Annotated in this window: 20 protein-coding genes; 15 read left to right on the top strand and 5 right to left on the bottom strand. The window is 65.3% G+C overall.

The genetic code is table 11. From position 1 onward, the window contains the following. The first annotated feature begins 102 nt into the window (after window positions 1-102). Complete coding sequence (locus ACLQ3I_RS02690; protein WP_425800024.1) at window positions 103-1,452, top strand: hypothetical protein; 1,350 nt, start codon at window positions 103-105, stop codon at window positions 1,450-1,452. After that, window positions 1,449-2,864, top strand: a complete 1,416-nt coding sequence (locus tag ACLQ3I_RS02685; RefSeq protein WP_425800023.1) for an acyl-CoA reductase — start codon at window positions 1,449-1,451, stop codon at window positions 2,862-2,864. The genes ACLQ3I_RS02690 and ACLQ3I_RS02685 overlap by 4 nt, the downstream gene beginning before the upstream one ends. Window positions 2,865-2,911: 47 nt before the next feature. Here ACLQ3I_RS02685 and ACLQ3I_RS02680 read toward each other — a convergent pair whose 3' ends face one another. Continuing rightward, entirely contained in the window at window positions 2,912-3,361 is a 450-nt protein-coding gene (locus ACLQ3I_RS02680; RefSeq protein ID WP_425800022.1) for an SRPBCC family protein, read from the bottom strand. A 251-nt stretch (window positions 3,362-3,612) separates the two neighbouring features. Here ACLQ3I_RS02680 and ACLQ3I_RS02675 point away from each other — a divergent pair, with 251 nt between their 5' ends. Then, window positions 3,613-4,854 (top strand): ATP-grasp domain-containing protein, encoded by a 1,242-nt coding sequence (locus tag ACLQ3I_RS02675; protein WP_425791245.1) that lies wholly within the window; start codon window positions 3,613-3,615, stop codon window positions 4,852-4,854. 139 nt (window positions 4,855-4,993) lie between these two features. Next, on the top strand, window positions 4,994-6,976 hold the full coding sequence (locus tag ACLQ3I_RS02670; protein ID WP_425800700.1) for a hypothetical protein: 1,983 nt from the start codon (window positions 4,994-4,996) through the stop codon (window positions 6,974-6,976). Here the strand turns inward: ACLQ3I_RS02670 and ACLQ3I_RS02665 are convergent. Then, window positions 6,931-8,337, bottom strand: a complete 1,407-nt coding sequence (locus ACLQ3I_RS02665; RefSeq protein WP_425791247.1) for an amino acid permease — start codon at window positions 8,335-8,337, stop codon at window positions 6,931-6,933. The two genes, ACLQ3I_RS02670 and ACLQ3I_RS02665, sit on opposite strands and share 46 nt — an antisense overlap. Window positions 8,338-8,580: 243 nt before the next feature. Between ACLQ3I_RS02665 and ACLQ3I_RS02660 the strand changes: the two genes are divergently transcribed. Both ACLQ3I_RS02660 and ACLQ3I_RS02655 read left to right on the top strand, forming a co-directional pair. After that, entirely contained in the window at window positions 8,581-9,021 is a 441-nt protein-coding gene (locus ACLQ3I_RS02660; RefSeq protein ID WP_425791249.1) for a MarR family winged helix-turn-helix transcriptional regulator, read from the top strand. After that, on the top strand, window positions 9,018-10,784 hold the full coding sequence (locus ACLQ3I_RS02655) for an MFS transporter (RefSeq protein ID WP_425791251.1): 1,767 nt from the start codon (window positions 9,018-9,020) through the stop codon (window positions 10,782-10,784). Before ACLQ3I_RS02660 ends, ACLQ3I_RS02655 begins: the two co-directional genes overlap by 4 nt. Here the strand turns inward: ACLQ3I_RS02655 and ACLQ3I_RS02650 are convergent. Next, the gene (locus ACLQ3I_RS02650; RefSeq protein ID WP_425791253.1) at window positions 10,772-11,185 is read right to left on the bottom strand and encodes a winged helix-turn-helix transcriptional regulator; all 414 of its coding nucleotides are present in this window, start codon (window positions 11,183-11,185) and stop codon (window positions 10,772-10,774) included. The two genes, ACLQ3I_RS02655 and ACLQ3I_RS02650, sit on opposite strands and share 13 nt — an antisense overlap. A 103-nt stretch (window positions 11,186-11,288) precedes the next feature. On the opposite strand from ACLQ3I_RS02650, the gene ACLQ3I_RS02645 reads away from it, so the two are divergent. After that, entirely contained in the window at window positions 11,289-11,654 is a 366-nt protein-coding gene (locus tag ACLQ3I_RS02645) for a DoxX family protein (RefSeq protein ID WP_425791255.1), read from the top strand. 210 nt (window positions 11,655-11,864) lie between these two features. After that, window positions 11,865-12,665 (top strand): hypothetical protein, encoded by an 801-nt coding sequence (locus tag ACLQ3I_RS02640; RefSeq protein ID WP_425800021.1) that lies wholly within the window; start codon window positions 11,865-11,867, stop codon window positions 12,663-12,665. 180 nt (window positions 12,666-12,845) lie between these two features. Here ACLQ3I_RS02640 and ACLQ3I_RS02635 read toward each other — a convergent pair whose 3' ends face one another. Beyond that, window positions 12,846-14,219 (bottom strand): diacylglycerol kinase family protein, encoded by a 1,374-nt coding sequence (locus ACLQ3I_RS02635; RefSeq protein WP_425800020.1) that lies wholly within the window; start codon window positions 14,217-14,219, stop codon window positions 12,846-12,848. Window positions 14,220-14,236: 17 nt separating this feature from the next. Then, complete coding sequence (locus tag ACLQ3I_RS02630) at window positions 14,237-14,704, bottom strand: hypothetical protein (protein ID WP_425800019.1); 468 nt, start codon at window positions 14,702-14,704, stop codon at window positions 14,237-14,239. Window positions 14,705-14,995: 291 nt separating this feature from the next. Between ACLQ3I_RS02630 and ehuB the strand changes: the two genes are divergently transcribed. The 7 genes from ehuB to ACLQ3I_RS02595 all read left to right on the top strand — a co-directional run bounded on the left by ehuB (window position 14,996) and on the right by ACLQ3I_RS02595 (window position 20,317). Then, window positions 14,996-15,844, top strand: a complete 849-nt coding sequence (ehuB, locus tag ACLQ3I_RS02625) for an ectoine/hydroxyectoine ABC transporter substrate-binding protein EhuB (RefSeq protein WP_425791262.1) — start codon at window positions 14,996-14,998, stop codon at window positions 15,842-15,844. Window positions 15,845-15,864: 20 nt separating this feature from the next. Continuing rightward, the gene (gene ehuC / locus ACLQ3I_RS02620) at window positions 15,865-16,596 is read left to right on the top strand and encodes an ectoine/hydroxyectoine ABC transporter permease subunit EhuC (protein WP_425791264.1); all 732 of its coding nucleotides are present in this window, start codon (window positions 15,865-15,867) and stop codon (window positions 16,594-16,596) included. After that, on the top strand, window positions 16,593-17,237 hold the full coding sequence (ehuD, locus tag ACLQ3I_RS02615) for an ectoine/hydroxyectoine ABC transporter permease subunit EhuD (RefSeq protein WP_425800018.1): 645 nt from the start codon (window positions 16,593-16,595) through the stop codon (window positions 17,235-17,237). The genes ehuC and ehuD overlap by 4 nt, the downstream gene beginning before the upstream one ends. Window positions 17,238-17,289: 52 nt before the next feature. Then, window positions 17,290-18,051, top strand: a complete 762-nt coding sequence (gene ehuA / locus ACLQ3I_RS02610; protein ID WP_425800017.1) for an ectoine/hydroxyectoine ABC transporter ATP-binding protein EhuA — start codon at window positions 17,290-17,292, stop codon at window positions 18,049-18,051. Between the two features lie 102 nt (window positions 18,052-18,153). Beyond that, window positions 18,154-18,606: a cyanase gene (gene cynS, locus ACLQ3I_RS02605; RefSeq protein WP_425791270.1), complete on the top strand. Its 453-nt coding sequence runs from the start codon at window positions 18,154-18,156 to the stop codon at window positions 18,604-18,606. Between the two features lie 81 nt (window positions 18,607-18,687). Beyond that, window positions 18,688-19,059, top strand: coding sequence for a YciI family protein (locus tag ACLQ3I_RS02600; RefSeq protein ID WP_425791272.1), 372 nt, complete (start codon window positions 18,688-18,690; stop codon window positions 19,057-19,059). Window positions 19,060-19,084: 25 nt separating this feature from the next. Next, window positions 19,085-20,317, top strand: coding sequence for an RNA polymerase sigma factor (locus ACLQ3I_RS02595; RefSeq protein WP_425800698.1), 1,233 nt, complete (start codon window positions 19,085-19,087; stop codon window positions 20,315-20,317). Window positions 20,318-20,377 lie beyond the last annotated feature (60 nt).

The raw sequence follows: 20,377 nt of genomic DNA, 5'->3' as shown, positions 1-20,377 counted from the left end.
CTCCCCGAAATGGCCTCTTGCGCTGTGACGTAGCCCACGAGTAGTAATGATACATGCCAGTGCCCATTAATCGGGCAACGCCGTAGGAAGAAGGTCGTCCTGGTGAGCTCAGCCGTCCACAAACTGATGCAGTTGGCCGATGCGGAAGACCGCTTCGACCATTCGCATGCCGACCTGCGTGACCTTCAGGCCGAGGCCCTTGACGAGCGCTTCCAGGACCGCCGAGATCGCATCAAACTCCTCGGCCATCGAGCTCGTGAGGCGGGTATCTCGGAGGTCCGTCACCGCGAGGACGCGGTGCCGCTGCTGTTCCCGCACACCGCCTACAAGAGCTATCCCGAGAGCTTCCTGATCGAGGAACGCTGGGATCGCCTCGGCAAGTGGCTGGGCACCGTGTCCCCATATCCGATCAGCCCGATCGACACCGCTGGCATCACCGACATCGACGACTGGATCGCCCGCCTGGAAGCCAACGGGCACTACGTCTCCTGCTCCAGCGGCACCACCGGGAAGTCGGCCATGCTGCTGGCCGGCGACATGGACATGGAGTGGTCGCGCAAGGATACGGTTAACGTCTTCTCCTGGGGCTCCGGGGTGAAGCCCGCCCGGGACCGTCGGATCATGGGCCTGGCGCCCACCGCGTCGGTGCCCAAGAACGCGGCCATCGCGAGTGCTCAGCTGGCGGCATTCGGTGACCCCGACCGCGAGCGGTACCGGCTGCCGATTCCGCCGATCACCGTCGGCTCATTGACCGGAATGATGTTGCTACGCAAGAAAATTGCCAACGGCACGGCGCGACCGGAGGAGCTGTCCGACTACGAGCGGACGTCCGCGGAACGGCAGGATGCACTCGACAGGGCGATGATCGACGGCGCCGACGCGCTGATCAGGTACCGCGACGAGAAGCTCTACATCTCGGGGATGTGGAACGCCTTGTATCAACTGGCAAAGATCGTCCGCGATCGCGGTTACTCGGCGGAGGACTTCCACCCCGACAACTGCATTTACGTCGGTGGTGGTCTCAAGCGTGCGCAACTGCCACCGGACTACCAGGAGTTCGTGCATCAGACATTCAACATTCCGGCGAACCGGGATTTCCAGAACTACTCCATGCAGGAACTCAACTCGGGCATGCCCAAATGCCGCCAGGGCGACAGATACCATGTCCCGCCCTGGGTTGTGCCGTTCGTCCTCAATGAGAGTGGTGACACGCTGCTGCCGCACGACGGCGGCGAGATCGAGGGACGCGCAGCGTTCTTCGATCTGTCGCTGGACGGTCGTTGGGGCGGTGTGATCACCGGCGACAAGATCGCCCTCGACTTCGGGCCCTGCGCCTGCGGGTCCGGGGGGCCCTCGATCCGCAACGACATCGCTCGCTATGCAGATATCAAGGGCGACGACAAGATCGGTTGCGCCGGCACCGTCGACGCCTACGTGCGAGGGCTGTCATGAGCGTCACCGACACAACCGCCGTCGCCACGATCTCGGCGCCGTTCTTTCTCGGTGGGGAGCTCGTCGAGGGGGACGACGTCTCGCACCGCTCCCGCGATCTGGGTGTCACCTTCACCACTCCGCAGATCCCCATGGACCGAGTGGTCTTTCCGCGCTCCGAGGTGCCGCCGCTCCTCAACGTCCCACTGGCCGAGATCATCGACTTCCTGGTGGAGACGGGGGACCGGATTCGCGACCCGTCCAACCCCTTCGTGCAGGACTGCATCGATCGGATGGCGTCCACCCACGTACTGCCACGCCCGGTGCTCGACGCACAGGTTCGCGGTGCCGCCGGGTTCCTGGACAAGCGAGTGCTGCGCGCCGTCGTGGAGCAGAACTTCCCGGACCCCCGGGCGCTTGACGAATGGGTTCCCAAGCAGGACTTCACCGGTCGCCGGAGCTTTGTCCGGGCATTCGCCCCGCGACTGATCCACGTGTTGCCCGGCAACTCTCCCGGTGTCGCCGTGAAGTCCATTGCGCACGGCGCGATGGTCAAGGCTGTCAATCTGTTCAAGATGTCGTCGAGCGACCCGTTCACCACCGTCGCGATCCTGCGGACCATGGCCGAGATCGATCCCGACCATGCCGTCGTGAAGTCGATGTCGGCGATCTATTGGCGCGGTGGCGACGATGCAGTGGAGGCAGTCCTGTACCGCCCGCAGTACTTCGACAAGATCGTCGCCTGGGGAGGCGGCGACGCCATCGACAACGTGATCAAGTATCTGGGGCCGGGATTCCAGCTGGTGTCGTTCGATCCGAAGACCTCCATCTCGATGGTCGGTAAGGAAGCCTTCGTCTCCGACGAAACCCTCGACCTCGCTGCCGAACTCGCCGCGACCGACGTCATGATCCTCAACCAGGAAGCCTGCGTCGCCAGCCGTTTCATCCATGTCGAGGCCGATCGAGACGACGCCGACCGGTTCTGCGAGCGACTCCATGCCCGGATCGTCGACAAGGCGGCGGCATCGGGGGACAAGCGACCCCTGGACCTCGATCTGCGCGAGCAGATCGACTCGTTGATGATGCTCGACGACGAGTTCGGCGTCTGGGGTCGAACCGATGGCAGCGGCATGGTGATCCGCTCCGACGAGCCGGTGGACTTTCATCCGATCAACAAGATCGCCAACGTGGTTCGGGTCGACTCGCTCGACGATGCGATGAAGTACGTCAATGTGGCGACGCAGACCGTCGGCTTCTACCCGTTCGGGCGAATTGCCGACTACCGGGATCGGCTCGCCGGCGGCGGCGTACAGCGCGTCGTCCACCTCGGGGAGGCGGGTCCGAGCACGATCGGCAACCCGCATGACGCGATGTACCCGCTGCACCGGTTTGTGCACTGGATGGCGCACGAGGACGGGGTCGAGCCAGGCTAGTGGGTCACGTTCGTTCGGCAGTGAGTGTGAGTGCGAGCCGAGCGTGGTCAGCGTCCGACATCGGCGACGACATCGGCAAGCCTCGGGAGCAGCCGGTTGCGCCAGCCTCGCTCGATCGCGTTGCGAGCCATCCTCTGCACGCGGTCGTCGAGATCGAAACCGCTGTGGGTCATGAGCACTCGTGTGCCCCGACCCTGCGGCTCGAGTAGCCAGTCGACAAACCAGCGCGCCGGCGGATTGCCGCGCAGGTCCGTGTAACTGTGCGTGAATCGCCGCCCCGGGTCGACTGTCAGTACCTGACATGCCACTTCTGCGGGTGGGTCGGCGGGGATCTCCAGGATGAATGTCGTCCCGATCTCCGTCGCGAACCCGGTGGTCGATGCCAGCCAGCGATCGATGAGCGCCGGCTCCGTGAGTGCGCGCCAGACGGCGCCGGGTCGATGCGGTATGAACAGACCCAGTTCGACCGCAGTCGGGTCTCGTTCCACATCGAACACGATCACCAGCTTAGGCGGGCGGTGCAGCGCGCGTGGGACGGTCGGGTTTCCGCGCGAGTGCACCGCGCGATTGCAGTAGTGGTGAGGGCCAAACAGTCGCAGCTCATTTCATCTTCACGATCGAGAATCGGAAATTGCGTCCTCGCAACCCGAACGTGGCGGCACCGCGAGCGGTCGTCGGCCGCCTCTGTACGGTTGTGCGGAGGACCAGAGAGCATGAATCGCGCACGATCGACAGCGAGAGGACATGCATGACCAAGCCCGCGAAGACAGCAAAAGACCCTGACAAGGGCTATGTGGCACTCCTCGGTTGGAGTCTCGGGGCCATCGAGGCCCTCGATCGATTCGACCGCAGGTATGTGGTGGTTGCGCCCGATTGGGCGCAGGAATATTGCTCCGAACACGACATTCCCTACGTGCCGTGGAATTTCGAACGCCTGAACGATCGGTCCCTCGAGATCGCCGAGACCCTGCAGGACATGGGGGTCGACGTCGCGATCCCGCTGTTCGAGGAGACCGTCGAGTGGGCGGGCGCCATCAATTCCGTCCTGATGAACAAGCCGCGCCTGTTCGGGCAGGCGATGCTGCTACGCGACAAGGCGCTGATGAAACGTCGCGCGCAGCTCGGTGGCATCCGCGTCGGCATCTTCGAGGAGGCGCACGACCGCGACGACGTGGTCCGGTTCCTCCGACGGGTGAACCAGACACTACTCAAGCTCGACGGCGACCCGAACGACCCGATTCACCTCAAGGCGTTCGACAAGGCCGGATGCCTCGGACATCGGGTGATCCGGACACCCGACGAGGTCGACACGATCCCTGAGGAAGAGTTCCCGGTGCTGATGGAGTCCCACCTGGACGGCTGGGAGTTCGCGGTCGAGGCGTGGATCCACAACGGCAAGATCAAGTTCCTCAACATCTCGGAGTACGTGACGCTGGGTTACTCGGTGTTCGTGCCCGCCACCCCGGAGCTCGAGAAGTATCGTCCGGCGATCACCGCGCAGATCGAGAAGCTGATCAAGACATTCGAGATCGACTTCGGCTTCGTGCACCCGGAGTACTTCGTCACCAACGACGGCGAGATGTACTTCGGCGAGGTCGCCTACCGGCCGCCGGGCTTCAAGGTGTTCGAGCTGCTGGAACGTGCCTACGGGTTCAACGCCTACCAGGCGCTGGTGCTCTCCTTCGACCCGAAGACCACCGAGGAGGAGATCGACGCGTTCTTCCCGCGCGAGGTGGTGGATGCGAGTGGTGTCGCCGGTTGTTTCGGCGTGTATCCGCGTCGCCGTGTGGTCTCCAACCTGGAGATCCCCGAGGTGACCGCCGACGACGACTACTACGAGACCAACGATCTCGCGGAACCCCTCGAGGAGACGGTCACCAAGCGCACGGCTTTCGGGACGCACTGGGGTCTGCTGTACTTCTTCGGGGAGGATCCCTACCGGATGCGGGACCTGCTCAAACAGCAAGAAGAGCTCGACTTCTACGTATGAGATCTGCTCGGGGCCACCACGGCGTGCCCTGCGCGGACCGTGAGGACAGCAAAGGGTGCTAGTGCCTTCTTCGGACCACACCGACCCTGGCCGGGCGCTGGCAACCAGGGTCGAGCAACTCGATCACGCCACCTCGGCGATGCTCGACGCGCCGGACTTCGCCAAGGTCGGCAAAGTGCGGCGGGTGCTCGACTCGTTACGCCGGGTGCTCACCCAGGAGGGCGGCTGCGCAGCCGTGCGCGAACGCGCCGCGACACTGGAGAGTGCGGGCGTCTTCGCCGGGACCGACTGGGATCAGCCGAGCATCCTGGTGCCGGCGCTCGCCGGTCCCAGCCTGCGCAGTGGTCACACCGACACCGTGATCCTGGAGTCCACGAGCGAGTTGCGGATGGTTGCGATCGCGATGGGCGATTACGACCATCCCGACATGACGGCAGACGATGCCCGACGGTTCCTGTCGCAGATCCTCGCGATGAATCTCGACCTGCTGCTCGCGCCGCCGTCGGAGGCCGAGCGCGTGCGACAGGGGAGTGCGGCCAAGGTGACCCGCGAGGTCTTCGGCTACGTTCTCGACCAGATCGGTTACGACAGCGTGCTCGACGAGCTGGTCGAAGAGATCTGGCGGATACTCCGGCAGCGACCCATCCAGGTCGATCACGTGAAGGCGATGGTCACGCGGATCGCGATCCATCGCAACGATCCCGACGTCGACCTCGGAACGTCCGCGCAGGGTCTCGACCGACTGACCACCGCGCTCTTCGGGCCGACCGAGGCCTGTCGTGAGGATCCGGGCATCGACGTCTATCTGTCGCGGTTGGTGGCGATGGACGCCGAAGGGCTCGAGTTCGAGGCCCGCGGATTCGCGCGGGCCATGCACGATACCGGCCTCGTTTCCCCGTACCACGCGGCGCTGGCCCGGTTCCTGGTGGACGACAACGTCTTCCTTCTCCCCGCGGCGCTCGGGTTGTCGGAGGTGGGACGCAATTGCCTGCTGCGCTACACGGATCTGGTGCTCGAGCTCATCACCCGGACGGTGAAGCCGCAGAACGCGCAATGCCTGTATGGGCTGGCTCTGTTGCTCGACCGGGGCATCCTGCACCAGCCGCCGGTCGTCCCGTCGCTGTGGCGCCAACTGGCGCTGAAGCTCTCGCCCTCGGTCACCGAACGCCTGGAGTCGGCGTTCGGTCCGGCCGTGGATCCCGAGTCGCTGCTCATCGGCGGCCTGCTGTCGATGCTCGGGCAGCCGCTGGGTGTCGGGCAGGGGGACAATCCGACCTGTCAGTCGGCCCGCGCTTTGTCGATGTGGGCGTACAACGATCCCGACTACCTGCTGCAGGTGGTGGCCTGGGCGGCCCGCGACGACGAGGTCGTCGCGCATTTCGAAGGACAGCGGGTCTCGTCGGTCGAGAGCGTCGGTGGCGTCGCCACCGCCGACCCGATCGACCTGGATCCTGTTTCGCTCCTGGTGGTTCCGCATCTCGATCGGATCTATGCGGAGATGGTCCGTCGGTGTGCCGACCGTCCCGGCGACCCTCATCGCTGGGTGAATCCGGAGTTCCACGGCTGGTGGTCGGCCCGGGGCTTCCGGATCAACGTCGACGTGGCGACCGGCGACATCATCGACCTCGACGACTTCATCCGCCAGTTCTATGCGGCCTATCACCCCGGCTACAACGGCAATCAGCCGTTGATCCACCCGCAGCCCGCCGGGATCGCGTTCACCGACAGCGCCGCGCGCTACGTCGGCTGGCATGCGATCACCATCCTGCGGGTCGCCGCGGACCCGAACGGCGTCATCCGCGTGTATTTCTTCAACCCGAACAACGACAGCGGGCAGGACTGGGGCGACTCGGTGGTGGTCGGCACGGCCGGCAACGGTGAGCGACCCGGCGAGGGGTCGCTGCCCTTCGAGCAGTTCGCCTCGCGGCTGTACATCTTTCATGCCGACCCGCTCGAAGACGGTGCGACCGATGATGTTCCGGCCGAGGATGTCGCACGGGTGGTCGGCTACATCGAACGCAGCTGGGGGGTCGACCGGATGGGTCGGCCGGAGACGACCGACCTACCGGACGCCGGTCAGCGCGTTTCCACCAGCGATTTGCCGCGCGACCACGCGAGATAACCGATACCCACGCAGGCAAACCACACCGCGCCGACGATCAAGGCCACGCGACCGTCGGTGTCGAAGAACAACAGGACGAACACCATGGCGAGAAAGGCCAGCGCAGCCCACGTGGTGACCGGTGCACCCGGCACCCGATAGTCCGACGCGGGAAGCTCTCCTCGGGCCACCTTCTTGCGATAGGCCATGTGACACACCAGGATCGTTCCCCACACCACGATGATGCCGACCGTGGACACCGAGGTGATGTAGGAGAAGGCGTGGTCGGGATCGATCACGTTCACGATGACACCGGCCACCATCACCACGGCACTGAGCACGATTCCCGCGATGGGGACCTGGCGACCGGACAGCCGAGCGAGTTGCTGTGGCGCGTCTCCGCGCTGGGCCAGCGAGCGCACCATCCGGCCGGTGGAATAGATGCCGGAGTTACACGACGACAGCGCGGCGGTGAGCAGCACGAAGTTGACTATGCCTGCCGCGCCGGGGATTCCGATGTATTCGAACACCGACACGAACGGGCTCTGGCCCTCCTGGAAGTCGCGCCAGCTGCGTACCGAGAGGATCACCACGAGGGAGCCCACGTAGAAGACGCCGATGCGGAACGGCACGGAGTTGATGGCCTTGCGCAACGTGACTCTGGGGTTCTGCGCCTCGCCTGCGGTCACACCGACGAGTTCCACACCGACGTAGGCGAACATCACGATCTGCAGGCTCAGCAACGCGTTGGTGAACCCGGTCGCGAAGAAGCCGCCGTCACTCCACAGATTCGTCACTGAGGGGCCGGTGTCGGGTCCCAGGCCCGAGATCGGCAGCAGCACCCCGATGCCGACGATGATCATGCCGAGGATCGCGGTGACCTTGATCGCCGAGAACCAGAACTCCGCGCGACCGAACATGCCGACCGAGATCAGGTTCGCGCCGAAGAGGACCACCAGCGCGACCAGCGCGGTCACCCAGACGGGGATGGACGGCCACCAGTAGTTGATGTACTTGCCTGCCACGGTGATCTCGGCCATGCAGGTCGTGGTCCACACGGCCCAGTAGGTCCAGCCCTGGCTGAAGCCGGCGAACCGGCCCAGGAACTCGTCGGCGTACTCGCTGATGCCGCCCGAGATGGGGCGGTAGATGAGCAGTTCGCCGAGGGCGCGCATGACGATGAAGATCGCCAGGCCCGCGAGGGCGTAGGCGAGGATGAGAGCCGGCCCGGCCTTCTCGATTGCGCCGCCGGAACCGTAGAAGAGGCCGGTGCCGATCGCGCCGCCGATCGCGATCATCTGTACCGTCCGGGTGGTCAGACCCCGCTGATAGCCCTCGTCGCGCTCCGTGGATGCCCGGACATCGACGTCTTCGTTCGTCACCACACCGACTCCCTCAGAATTTTGTGTACCGTCAGCGGCCCAATCTAGACGCCGGAATGTGCACTCGATCACTCAGGCTGCGTCGTCCCTCGGATGGCAAGGACATTTGTCCGATTCGGCCGAATTGGGTGGAGCCGGTGTCTGATTCGACGGATTCCCCAGCCGGTCCCTCGAGTCGTGGAGACTCTGCAATCTGTTGTGTCCGACTTGATCAGCTCAAACTGATCAAGTTAGGTTGATGAAATGAGCGATGGTGATCTCGATGTCCTCGACGTGGCGTCCATGCTGCGCATCACCGTCGGGTCGTTGGTCCGGCAGTTGCGTCAACACCGAGGCCCCGACGACCCGAGCGTGCCGGAGACGATGGTCCTCGCCCGGCTCGACCGGGATGGCTCGTGTTCGGCCGCAGATCTGGCCCGGCATGGTCACGTCAGTCCACAGTCGATGGGAGTCACCATTGCCGGACTGCAGGAGCGGGGACTGATCGTCCGAGCGCCGGACCCGACCGACGGGCGTCGCATCCTGCTGAGCCTGACCGCTGAGGGCAGGGAGGCGCTCACCGACCGTCGCAATCACAACACTCGTTCGATCGCCGACGCGATGTGGTCGACGCTGACCGCTGACGAGATCGCAACGGTGTCCGATGCGTTACCGCTCCTCGAACGAGTGCGGGAGGCCTTATGAGCGCGACGTCCACGCTGCCGTCCACCTCGCCGGCACCGAAGACCCCCGACGACGGCTATCGCTGGGTCGCCTTGTCGAACACCACCGCGGCGGTGTTCATGTCGGCGCTCGACGGGTCGATCGTGATCATCTCCCTGCCCGCGATCTTCCGGGGCATCGGCCTGGATCCGCTTGCGTCGGAGAACATCGGGTACCTGCTGTGGATGATCATGGGGTACCGCCTGGTGCAGGCGGTGGCGGTCACCACGTTGGGTCGGCTGGGCGACATGTTCGGCCGGGTGCGGATCTACAACGCGGGCTTCGCGGTGTTCACGGTGGCATCGATCCTGTTGTCGTTCGACCCTTTTCACGCCTCGGCGGCCGCGACCTGGTTGATCGGCTGGCGCGTTCTCCAGGCCCTCGGCGGGTCGATGCTCACCGGCAACTCGGCGGCCATCCTCACCGACGCCTTTCCTGCCGATCGTCGTGGTTTCGCCTTGGGCCTCAACCAGGTTGCCGCTCTCGCGGGTCAGCTCACCGGGTTGGTTCTCGGCGGCCTGCTGGCGGCGTGGGACTGGCGCGCAGTGTTCTGGGTGAACGTCCCGGTCGGCGTCTTCTTCACCTTGTGGGCCTATCTCAAACTCCGCGACAGCGGAGAACGCCACCCGGGCCGGATCGATTGGTGGGGTAACGGAACGTTCGCGATCGGACTGTCCGCGGTTCTCGTCGCCATCACGATCGGCCTGCAGCCCCACGGTGGGCACACGATGGGCTGGACCGCCCCGACCACGATCGCCCTGCTGGTGACCGGTGTGGTGCTGCTCGTTGCGTTCGTCATCATCGAGAAGCGCGTGGCCGACCCCATGATCGAGCTGGGTCTGTTCAAGATCCGTGCCTTCGCGGCCGGAAACGGGGCAGCCCTGTGCGCGTCGCTGGCACAGGGTGGGCTGCAGTTCATCCTGATCATCTGGCTGCAGGGGATCTGGTTGCCCCTGCACGGCTACGACTACGCAGACACCCCGCTGTGGGCGGGTATCTTCATGCTGCCGTTGACGCTGGGCTTCTTCGTGTCCGGTCCGCTCACCGGCGCGATGTCAGACCGATTCGGCGCGCGCGGATTCTCGACTGTCGGCATGGTGCTGTTCGGATCGAGCTTCGTCGGACTGATGTTCCTGCCGATCACCTTCCCGTACTGGGCGTTTGCTCTGTTGATCGCGCTGAACGGCGTGGGCACGGGGATGTTCGCCGCGCCCAACACCTCGTCGATCATGAGTAGCGTGCCGGCACGCTACCGCGGTGTCGCGTCGGGCATGCGCGCCACGTTCCAGAACTCCGGTACGGCGCTGTCGATCGGTGTCTTCTTCTCGCTCATGGTGGTCGGGCTCTCCGCGCATCTGCCCGAGGCGATGTCGGCCGGGCTCCAGCAGCAGGGGGTGTCGCCGGCCGTCGCGACCGATGTCGCGAACCTGCCGCCGGTGTCGTCGCTGTTCTCGGCCATGCTCGGCGTCAACCCGATCGATCACCTGCTCGCGGGAACGGGAACACTCGACGGGCTCACGGCCGCGCAACGTGAGCACCTGACCGGGCACAGTTTCTTCCCGGATCTGCTCTCGGGGCCCTTCCACGATGGCCTTGTGGTGGTCTTCGCCGCCTCGATCGCACTCTCGATCTGCGCGGCAGTGGCGTCGGCACTGCGCGGCAAGCCGCCACAGAAGCAGGTGTCGCGGCCGGGGGATCGTGGGCCGCGGTCCGGAGACGCGGGCGTGGACCGTCACGGCATCTGACGCCCTCGGCGCGATGCGGCCTCCCGGTCGCGCCTGGCGTCGTATTCGCGACGGTTCAGGTCGATGGCGTCGCTGTGCTCGGCCGCCCAATTGGCCAGCGCCACCGCATGAGGGAGCAGGGAGTCCGCAAGGCTGGTGAGTTCGTACTCGACCCGGGGCGGCACCTCCGCATACGCAGTGCGGGTGACCAGACCGTCACGTTCCAGCTTTCGCAGGGTCAGGGACAGCATCCGTTGAGAGATGCCGGGAACCAGCCGCTGCACCTCGGTGAATCTCAGCTGACGGTCGTGCAGGGTCGCGATGATGAGCAGTGCCCATTTGTCGGCGATCCGGTCGAGTAACCCTCGGACGGCCTGCCCCAGGTCGCCCCGGATCGAACAGAGGCGTTCGTCGTCGGCCATCGACAGCTCCTTGTGAGTGACGCACACGCGTGTGCCTTTTGCACGGCGTCCGATTCTGATCGACAATGCTGTTGCTTACAGATCGTAACCAAGGAGGACTCGCGTGATCGTTGCCTACTGGATCGTCGGCGCGATCCTGGCGCTGTTCTATCTGTACTCGGGCGGTATCAAAGTGGTGCGATCCCCGGACCAGCTCCGGCCGATGATGGGGTGGATCGACACCGTGCCGCTGGGCTTCGTGCGGATCATCGGCGTCCTGGAGGTGCTCGGCGCGCTCGGGCTGATCCTGCCGCCCGCCACGGGCATTGCCGCGGTCCTCGCGTCGGTGGCAGCTGTCGGACTCGTGCTGCTCCAGATCGGTGCCATCGCGCTGCATCTCCGTCGCGGCGAGGGTCGGCTCATCGGCTTGAACCTCGCCCTGGTCGCTGTCGCGGCGGTCGCTGCATGGCTGTCGACCGTGTGGTGGTGAGTAGCGGAGTCGGTGATCCGTGGTCGTCACCGCGCCGAGTGCCGTTAGCTGACAATGTAAACCGATTACATCGGCATCATGAATCATGAGAATGACACGCGTCGTCCGCACCTTTCTGCACGGGGTGGCGACCGTGTCGGCGTTGGTGATGGCATTGTTGACCGCCACCGCGTGTGGCCGGGGGCCGAGAACGAGAAGGAGTCCGAGTCCGTGCAGTCGCTCGTCGCGCGGGTGGTCAAGACCTCGCCGGGTCGGGACGGGAGCTACACCCCGCCCTCGCGTGGCACCGCGCAGGCCGTGGCCGCAGGTGTCTCGGAGTTGCTGGACACCTGTGACGCTGATGTCGACTCGTACGATCTCGTGCCGGTGAAGGTGTCCCACAGCACGTCCGACGACCAGGAGTCGCCTGCTGTCAACGCCCTCGTCGAGCGGGGCGATCCGACGGCCGGGAACGGCCTGTACGTCGTGCGGGACTCGGCATCGCCGCTGATCGTGCAGGCCCCACATCCCGTGGCCGACCAGAAGTCCGAATACATGGGTGCCCAGCTGTTCTCGGAAACCGATGCCCGACTGTTCATGATGGCCGGTGCCCACCGCACGGCCGGTGACGGCAGCGCCGACGTCGCTCATCGCAGCGACTCGACGTTCGCGGCGGTCAACGACGCGGTGGTGCAGAAGGGCATGACGGTCGTACAACTGCATGGATTCTCGTCCGAGAATCACGAACACTACGGTGATGTCGTGCTGTCGGACACCGTCGGCGATCCGTCCCCGACGCTTCGTCGGCTCGATGAAGATCTCGAGGACGAGGGATTCGACACCTGCATGTACGACGGGAAGAAGTGCAAGAAGCTCGCGGGCACCACCAACGTGCAGGCCATCGCGGCACGTGCCCGCGGCGCGGCTTTCATCCACATCGAGGTCGACGCCGGCATCCGGGAGGACACGTCCAAGCGACGCAAGCTGATGCGCGTCATCGCAGAGTCGTTGCGGGCATCGGGTGTCGGATGAGGCCGAGACACCTTCTGCCGCAGGTGATCCGGATTCACTGGATGATCACCCGATGACTGCGACCCGGTAGCCGGCAGCGACTGCCTTCCGGCCGCGGCAACATCCGGTCATGTAGGTCAGCACCACGACGCGGCGCAGGACGTCCACAGTGGAAGGGTGGTCACTTCCCGCGCTGCGAGCTCACATCCGCGGTGCACGCCCCCTGGCGAGATCGACAAGGGACCTGAGGTCGACGGCGCGCGCGCGTCGACGGGCCGCCGCAGCCCGGTTGCCGGCGGGGACCAGGAGGCGCAGCGACCTCGGATGACTGCGGAACCGCAACGGTGTCGCGAGGTCCAGCGCTTCACCGTCGACGCCGACGAGTGTCCGTCCGCCGTGCGACCGGATCTCGAACGTCTCGGTCTCGAACTCGTGCCAGAACGGACTGGTCTTGCGTAGCCCGAGAGCGGATCTGGTCATCAGTCGGGCGGCCTCGGCACCCGTCGAGGTGGAGATCGCGATGACGCCGAGCCGGCCGGTGTCCATCTCCCGGCGGGTGGCGGCATCGAGCGAGGCAGTCGCGGTGTACGGGTTGTTCGACACCAGGATGACGAACGACCCGTCGACCTCGTCGCCGCCAGGGGAGGTGAACTGGAGGTCGAACGGCTCTGCGGTGCGGCCCAGCAGATCCGGCAGCATCGCGGCGAACGTCTGCGCTTTCTCCGCCCGATACGAGCTCTCGTGCACGACCGTCGCGTAGACGCCCAGTGAGACGTTGTTGACGAACAGACGATCGTTGACAGTCGCATAGTCGACCCGCCGTTCCACGGCATCCCGGAACGCCCGCAGACCTGCCTTCGGGTCGTTGCGGTCGAGCCCGAGGTCCAGGGCGAAGTGATTGCGGGTGCCCGCACTGACGCAGACGAACGGCAGTCCGTTCTCGACGGCAACCGATGCGACCAGGGCCTGCGATCCGTCGCCGCCGGCCATGCCGAGGCAGTCGGCACCGCGCGCCACGGCGTCCCGGGCGAGTTGCTCGAGATCGTCGTCGGGACCGAGGACGAGCGCTTCGACGCCCAGCTCCCTTGCCGCGGAAACGATGCCGAATCTTTCGACCTTTCCGTCACCGGACCTGGGATTGCAGATCAGCACCGGCTTCGCCGGGCGCCTCGTCGCCCTTGTCCGATCGAGGGCGTGCAGATCCGGGGCCAGCGCATATCGGGCGCATCCCGTGGCCACAGCCAGCACCGCGCCGGCCGTGAGCAGTCGAACCGCCACCGTTGTGGGATCGGCCAGCGCCTGCGTCAATCCAATGGCGATGACGGCCATGCCCACGGCGACCGCGATCGCTCCACCGACCCGGCGTACGGCCCGCTCGGTGATGACCCACCACGCACCGGCGATGGCGATGCCGAAGCCGAGGAGGCCGATCACCACATCGATCCCTCGGGTGATCAGGAACAGCGCCACCACCACGGCCATCAGGGCGACGCCGGTGAGAGCGATGGCGGCGCTGAGGCGGCGGTCGAGCCCCGGCACCGGGGCAGGGCTGGACTGCCCGGGAGTGGCCTGCATGTGTCGTGTCCCGCCGCTCAGCGCGGGGTCAGGAGGAAGGAGCGCGCTCCGGCGGTGAATGCGGTGTGCAGATCGTCCGGATTCGGCGTGCCGTCGGAGTCCATGCCGATCTTGTTGAACGAGGCGAACTGCTTGTTGTCGCGACAGATGACGTCGTAGTGCTCGACGACGCTCGGCTCGTCGGTGAACGCCTCGACATCTGTGGGCCGCCGTCGGCCCAGCAGTCGGATCTCCACCGGTTCGCCGGTTCTCAGGTTCTTGCCCCACGGGAACGGCGTGCCGATCAACAACTTCTCGCCGTGGGATGTGTAGGCGACCGGCACGGAGTAGTGCTTACCGGATTTTCGCCCGACGACGTACACGGTGACCAGACGTCGGCCGATACCGCGGCTGATCACCGGTGTGGCCAGCAAAGTACGGACGATGCGGTTGGTCACGCGCTGCAACTTCATCGTCTGCGGCCGTTGGGATGTCGGTCCCGTCACGCCTGCAACGCTACACCCTACGACTGGCGGGGCAGGCCGGGAAGTGATTTCGTGACATGAACATCATCTTCACCAACGTGTCGTGGGATTTGAGGCGGAAGCGGCGCCATTCTCGTGTTAGTTTCACAAGCGTAGGAAATCGAACAAGGTGGATAAGTCGGTCGGAAGTGCGTATACCCGTGAAATCGTTCTTCAGCGACGCGCGGGCAGGGTCTTTCCGGTCGCGATCGGAAGGCTGAGTCCATGACACTCTCGGTGTTGAGAAAGTCTGTAAATCGCAGGGCGGCAACCATGTTGGCTGTCAGCGCACTGGTCGCGGCAAGTCTCGCGGCATGTTCGTCCACCGATTCGGGTGGTGATTCGAACCTCTTGGAGTCGTTGCGTGAAAAGGGCGCGGTGACTGTCGGTTTCGCCGGTGAGGCACCGTATTCATTTGAGGAGAACGGGCAGCTGACAGGCGCGACCGTGGCGCTGCACCGGGAAATATTCCACAACCTGGGGATCAATGAGGTCAAAGGCGTGAATGCGGACTTCGGGGCCTTGATCCCAGGCCTGCAGGCCAACCGCTTCGACGTGGTCAGTGCGGGTATGTCGATCCTCCCCGAGCGCTGCAAGCAGGCCGCGTTCAGTGATCCCGAGTTCAACTACACCACGGCCCTGATGGTGAACAAGGGCAACCCGAAGGGCCTTACCGATATGCAGTCGGTGGCAAGTAGCGGTGCGCGCCTCGCCACGATGACCGGTGCGATCGAATCCGATTACGCGAAGAGTCTGGGCATCTCGAGCATGCAGGTGGCGACGCCTCAGGACGGGATGGATGCGGTCACCTCCGGTCGCGCCGACGTGTTCGCGCTGACCGGGATCTCGCTCAACTGGATGAAGAAGAACAATCCGGAAGCACCGGTCGACGTCACACCGTCCTTCGTCGCCGTCATCGACGGGAAGCCCCAAGTCGGGGCAGGCGGCACGGTCTTCCGCACCAACGACAAGGAATTGCTCGATGCCTACAACGTCGAGCTCAAGAAGATCACGTCCGATCCGCAGAAGTACCTGTCGATCGTCGGGAAGTTCGGGTTCACCGAAAAGGAGCTGCCGGATCCGAAGCTGACCACGGCCGACCTGTGCGCGGGAAACATCTGAGGATGGTCGAGTAGCCGACTGTGGGAGACAACTTCGAAGCCTTCCTGGATGCGTGGCCGCGCATCCAGGAAGGCATTCTCACCACCCTCTACCTGACCCTCGGTGGCGCTGCGCTGGCGTTTGTGCTTGCCCTGCTGCTGGGCGTCGCAGCGGGGTCACGTCATCTCGCGATCCGGGGAACCGCCCGCGTGATCGTCGAGTTCTTCAGGGGCACATCGCTCTTGGTGCAGCTGTTCTGGTTGTTCTACGTGTTGCCGCTGTTCGGGTTCCAACTCGAACCGATGTTCTGCGGGATACTGGCGTTGGGCCTCAACTACGGTGCCTACGGTGCCGAGGTGGTCCGAGGGTCGTTGGCGGCGGTCCCGGCTCCGCAATGGGAAGCCGCTGTGGCCCTGAACTTCTCGTCGTGGCAACGTCTGTACCGGATCGTCTTCCCACAGGCGTGGGCGCAGATGATCCCGCCGTTGACCAATCTCCTGATCCAGTTGCTCAAGGGGAGCGCGCTTGCGAGTTTCATCTTGCTGCAGGATCTGACCTATCAGATCGAGCAGTTGCGGAGAGGGACGGGCGACACCATCTTCTCTTTCGGGGTCGGCCTGGTGTTGTATTTCTGCATTGCCTACGTGCTGACCCTCGTCATGAACCTGTTGGAAGTCCGCGCCAAGTCGCGACTGGGGGTGGGGCCGTCGATGCGCGAAGTGCTGAGCCTACGTCCTGAGAAGATCTCCGAGTCCGTGGGAGTCGGCCGATGAACGTCACCTGGAGTTGGCAACGCGCGGCAGATTGTCTTCCGGTCCTCCTGGAGGGATTCAAGATCACCCTGCTGGCAACCGTTCTGGGGTTCCTCATTGCGGCGGCTCTGGGGTTGGCGATCGCAATCGTGCGACGTGCCGGGCCGCGAGTGGTCACGGTACCGGTGCGCATGATCAGCGAGTTCATCCGGCTGACGCCCCTCGTGGTGCAGCTGCTGTTCGCCTATTACCTGCTCCCGCAGTTCTCGGCTCTGCAGATCGGCATCACAGTGCTGGGAATCCACTACTCGACGTACATGGCCGAGGTGTACCGCGCCGGCATCGACGGGGTGCCGAAGGGCCAGTGGGAGGCGGCGCATGCACTGTCGCTTCCCATGGCGAGGACCTGGCGAGCCGTCATCCTCCCGCAGGCGATTCGCAGCACTACGCCGGCGCTGGGCAACTATGCGATCTCCATGTTCAAGGACACCCCGTTCCTGTTCGCCATCACGGTGGTCGAGATGGTCACCGCGGCTCAGCAGTATGGTGCGCGAACCTTTCAGTATCTGGAACCCATCACGATCGCCGGGGTGATATTCCTGGTCGCGAGCTACCCGACATCGATCCTCATCCGAAAAGTGGAGAAGTCCCTTGCCTACTGACGAGCAACCATCACCCCCGACGACCGGGCCGCGGTCGGGGGACGACGGGGCGATGGTGGTATTCGACCAGGTGGTCAAGAAGTTCGGTGATCACGTCGTGCTCGATCATCTCGACTTCACGGTGCAGCGCGGTGAGCGCGTCGCATTGATCGGCCCGAGCGGTTCGGGCAAGACGACGATCCTGCGCCTCCTGATGACGCTCGAACCGTGCAATGGCGGGGTGATCTGGGTCGAGGGCGAGCCGCTCACGCATCAGTACAAGGGCGACAAGCTGGTGAAGGCGACGCCCAAGCATCAGCGAGCTGCCCGGTCGAAGATCGGGATGGTCTTTCAGCAATTCAATCTGTTCCCGAACATGACTGTGCTGCAGAACATCACCGAGGCGCCGATCCACGTGCTCGGGAACAGCAAAGGAGAGGCCACTTCCCGGGCCCGCGAGCTGTTGAAGACGGTTGGCCTGCAGGACAAGGAAGACGCCCACCCGACCACGCTCTCCGGCGGACAGCAGCAGCGCGTCGCAATTGCGCGGGCACTGGCGATGGACCCCGACATCCTGCTCCTCGACGAGGTGACCTCCGCGCTCGACCCGGAACTCGTGGCCGATGTCCTCGGCGTTCTCCGTGCGATCGCGGAGTCCACCGACATCACCATGCTGATCGTCACCCATGAGATGGGGTTTGCCCGCGACGTGGCCGATCGGGTCCTGGTCTTCGACGCGGGCAAGATCGTGGAGGCGGGTTCGCCCGAGGCCATCTTCACCGACCCGCAGGAAGAGCGCACGAAGACGTTCTTGAAGGCTGTCCTGTCGCACTGATCCGGTCACGATCGTGCGGGACGCCCTCGCCGGTTCCGATGGACACCCCGGAACCGATGCGGGCAAAGTAGTACGGTCCATCCGAATCGTCGAGGAGCTCCGATGACCACTCCGATCATGCCGAAGTCCGATGCCGCAGAACTGATCGTCGCCGCCCGGGTCCGTCAGGGGCTGTCCTGGCCCGACATCGCCGAGCGGATCGACGCTCCGCTCGTCTGGACGGTGGCCGCCCTCCTCGGGCAGCATCCGGTGCCGGTGGACAAGGCGACCATCGTCTGCGAACTCCTCGGCCTCGGTGAGGGGGTGATCGAGAGTCTGGTGCGCCAGCCGACCCGGATCGCCGACGAGTCGGTCGCCACCGACCCGACCATCTACCGCTTCCACGAGGCGCTCGCCGTCTACGGACCGGCGCTCAAGGAGCTGATCCACGAAGAATTTGGCGACGGGATCATGAGCGCGATCAACTTCAAGGTCGATTTCTCCCGGCGTGCCGATCCCGACGGGGATCGGGTGGTGATCACGTTCGACGGCAAGTTCCTCGACTACCGCTGGTAGGTGGTGTCGATTTCGGCGCATCTGGTTCGTCCTCCTGATGTGGCGCCGACAACGGGCCACACTGAGACACAGGAGGACACCATGCGCTACGCATTGCTGATCAACAACGCCGAGCCCGCTCCGGGTGAGGTCACGGCTGAGGCCATCGACGAGATGAAGTCGTTGATACGCGCCTACACCGACGCGTTGTACGCGGCCGGCGTGCTGGTGGCCGCCGAGATCCTCGCCTCGCCCACCGCCACGCAGACGGTGACCCGGCGCGACGGGGATCTCCGGGTCCAGGAGGGGCCGTTCGCCGAGACCAGGGAGGCGCTCGCCGGCGTGTTTGTCATCGACGTGCCTGATCACGACGCCGCACTGGCGTGGACCGAGAAGATGCCCGCCACGCAATACGCGGTCGTGGAGGTCAGGCGGTCCGTCTTGTCCTGTGTCGACGGTGTCTGGTCGGACTGACGGCGCCCCGCCCTCGGCGAGTGCAATGGCCGAGGCGCGGGCGCACGCCGAGCGGGCGGCACGAGGATCTTATGGCCGCCTTCTCGCGGTGCTGGCCGCCGCCACACATGACGTCGCGGGAGCCGAAGACGCACTCGGTGACGCATTCGAACGGGCCCTGATCCGGTGGCCGGCCGACGGCGTGCCACGCGATCCGGATGGTTGGCTCCTCACCGTCGCCCGCAATCGTCAACGCGACCGCTGGCGTTCGGCGGCGGCACGGACCTCGGTTCCCCTCGACGCGGTGTCACTCGATTCGGCACCGAGCAGTGCCGACGGCCCGGACGGTTGGGTGTCACCATTCCGGGACCGGCGTCTCGAGCTGCTCCTGGTGTGTGCTCACCCCGAGATCAGCGCGGCCGTCCACGCGCCTCTGATGCTCAACACGGTGCTCGGCTACCCGGCCGCCCGGATCGGCCACGCGTTCGCGATTCCCGCCACCACGATGGCCGCTCGCCTGGTACGCGCCAAACGGCGTATCGGCGATCTCGGGTTGCCGTTCGAGGTTCCCGCGGTGGACGAGCTGACCGACCGCCTCGCACCTGTCCTCGAGGCGATCTACGCCGCCTACACGATCGAATGGCCGGCCCTGGCGCGCGAGCGTCGGGCCCTGCTGCTCGGACTCGGCGAGGTGGTGGCCGAGGTCGCCGCCACGAGCGCCGAGGCGCACGGTCTCGTCGCGCTGATGGAACTCTCGAGTGCCCGACTACCCGCCCGGACCGATGACGACGGGCGGTTCGTGCCGCTCGCCGAACAGAATCCGGGGCTCTGGGATGCCGACCTCATCGCACGCGCGCACGCTCACCAGCGCACCGCACACGGTCTCGGCCAGGTCGGTCGATTTCAGCTCGAGGCCGCCATCGGTGCCGTCCACTGCGCCCGCCGGCCGGGTGCTGTGCCCGATTGGCTCACCCTGCGCCGACTCCACGAGGCGCTGCAGACACTGTCGCCGACATTGGCAGGCGCAGTGGCGCTCGTGGCGGTGGTGGCCGAGACCGACGGCGCCGCAGTCGCTCTGGGGCGGCTCGACGAGGTGGCCGACACGGATCGGTTCCAGCCGGCATGGGTCACACGAGCGCACCTGCTGGACCGGCTCGGTCGCGATGACGCCTCGACCGCAGCCTTTGACAAGGCGATCGCCCTCACCACCGATCCCGCCGAGAGAGCACATCTCGAAACTCGTCGGGCGACGGTCGGGGGCAAGCTGAAATTGCGCTGAGAGAGGGGTGTCGCCGCGGCCGGTTCCGCGGATTAGCCTCGATCCCAGGTCGGGTCTCAA

Source organism: Gordonia sp. DT101, from assembly GCF_049844895.1.
Lineage (GTDB): Bacteria > Actinomycetota > Actinomycetes > Mycobacteriales > Mycobacteriaceae > Gordonia.
This window is presented reverse-complemented; position numbering and strand designations above follow the sequence as displayed.

Excerpts from the sequence above, each read along its gene's own strand:
- ACLQ3I_RS02660 (WP_425791249.1), top strand. The coding sequence starts at position 8,581 with ATGAGCGATGGTGATCTCGATGTCCTCGACGTGGCGTCCATGCTGCGC.
- ACLQ3I_RS02635 (WP_425800020.1), bottom strand. The coding sequence starts at position 14,219 with ATGCAGGCCACTCCCGGGCAGTCCAGCCCTGCCCCGGTGCCGGGGCTC.
- ACLQ3I_RS02655 (WP_425791251.1), top strand. The coding sequence starts at position 9,018 with ATGAGCGCGACGTCCACGCTGCCGTCCACCTCGCCGGCACCGAAGACC.
- ACLQ3I_RS02650 (WP_425791253.1), bottom strand. The coding sequence starts at position 11,185 with ATGGCCGACGACGAACGCCTCTGTTCGATCCGGGGCGACCTGGGGCAG.
- ehuB (WP_425791262.1), top strand. The coding sequence starts at position 14,996 with ATGTTGGCTGTCAGCGCACTGGTCGCGGCAAGTCTCGCGGCATGTTCG.
- ehuA (WP_425800017.1), top strand. The coding sequence starts at position 17,290 with ATGGTGGTATTCGACCAGGTGGTCAAGAAGTTCGGTGATCACGTCGTG.
- ACLQ3I_RS02595 (WP_425800698.1), top strand. The coding sequence starts at position 19,085 with ATGGCCGAGGCGCGGGCGCACGCCGAGCGGGCGGCACGAGGATCTTAT.
- ACLQ3I_RS02670 (WP_425800700.1), top strand. The coding sequence starts at position 4,994 with ATGCTCGACGCGCCGGACTTCGCCAAGGTCGGCAAAGTGCGGCGGGTG.
- ACLQ3I_RS02675 (WP_425791245.1), top strand. The coding sequence starts at position 3,613 with ATGACCAAGCCCGCGAAGACAGCAAAAGACCCTGACAAGGGCTATGTG.
- ehuD (WP_425800018.1), top strand. The coding sequence starts at position 16,593 with ATGAACGTCACCTGGAGTTGGCAACGCGCGGCAGATTGTCTTCCGGTC.
- ACLQ3I_RS02685 (WP_425800023.1), top strand. The coding sequence starts at position 1,449 with ATGAGCGTCACCGACACAACCGCCGTCGCCACGATCTCGGCGCCGTTC.
- ACLQ3I_RS02600 (WP_425791272.1), top strand. The coding sequence starts at position 18,688 with ATGCGCTACGCATTGCTGATCAACAACGCCGAGCCCGCTCCGGGTGAG.
- cynS (WP_425791270.1), top strand. The coding sequence starts at position 18,154 with ATGACCACTCCGATCATGCCGAAGTCCGATGCCGCAGAACTGATCGTC.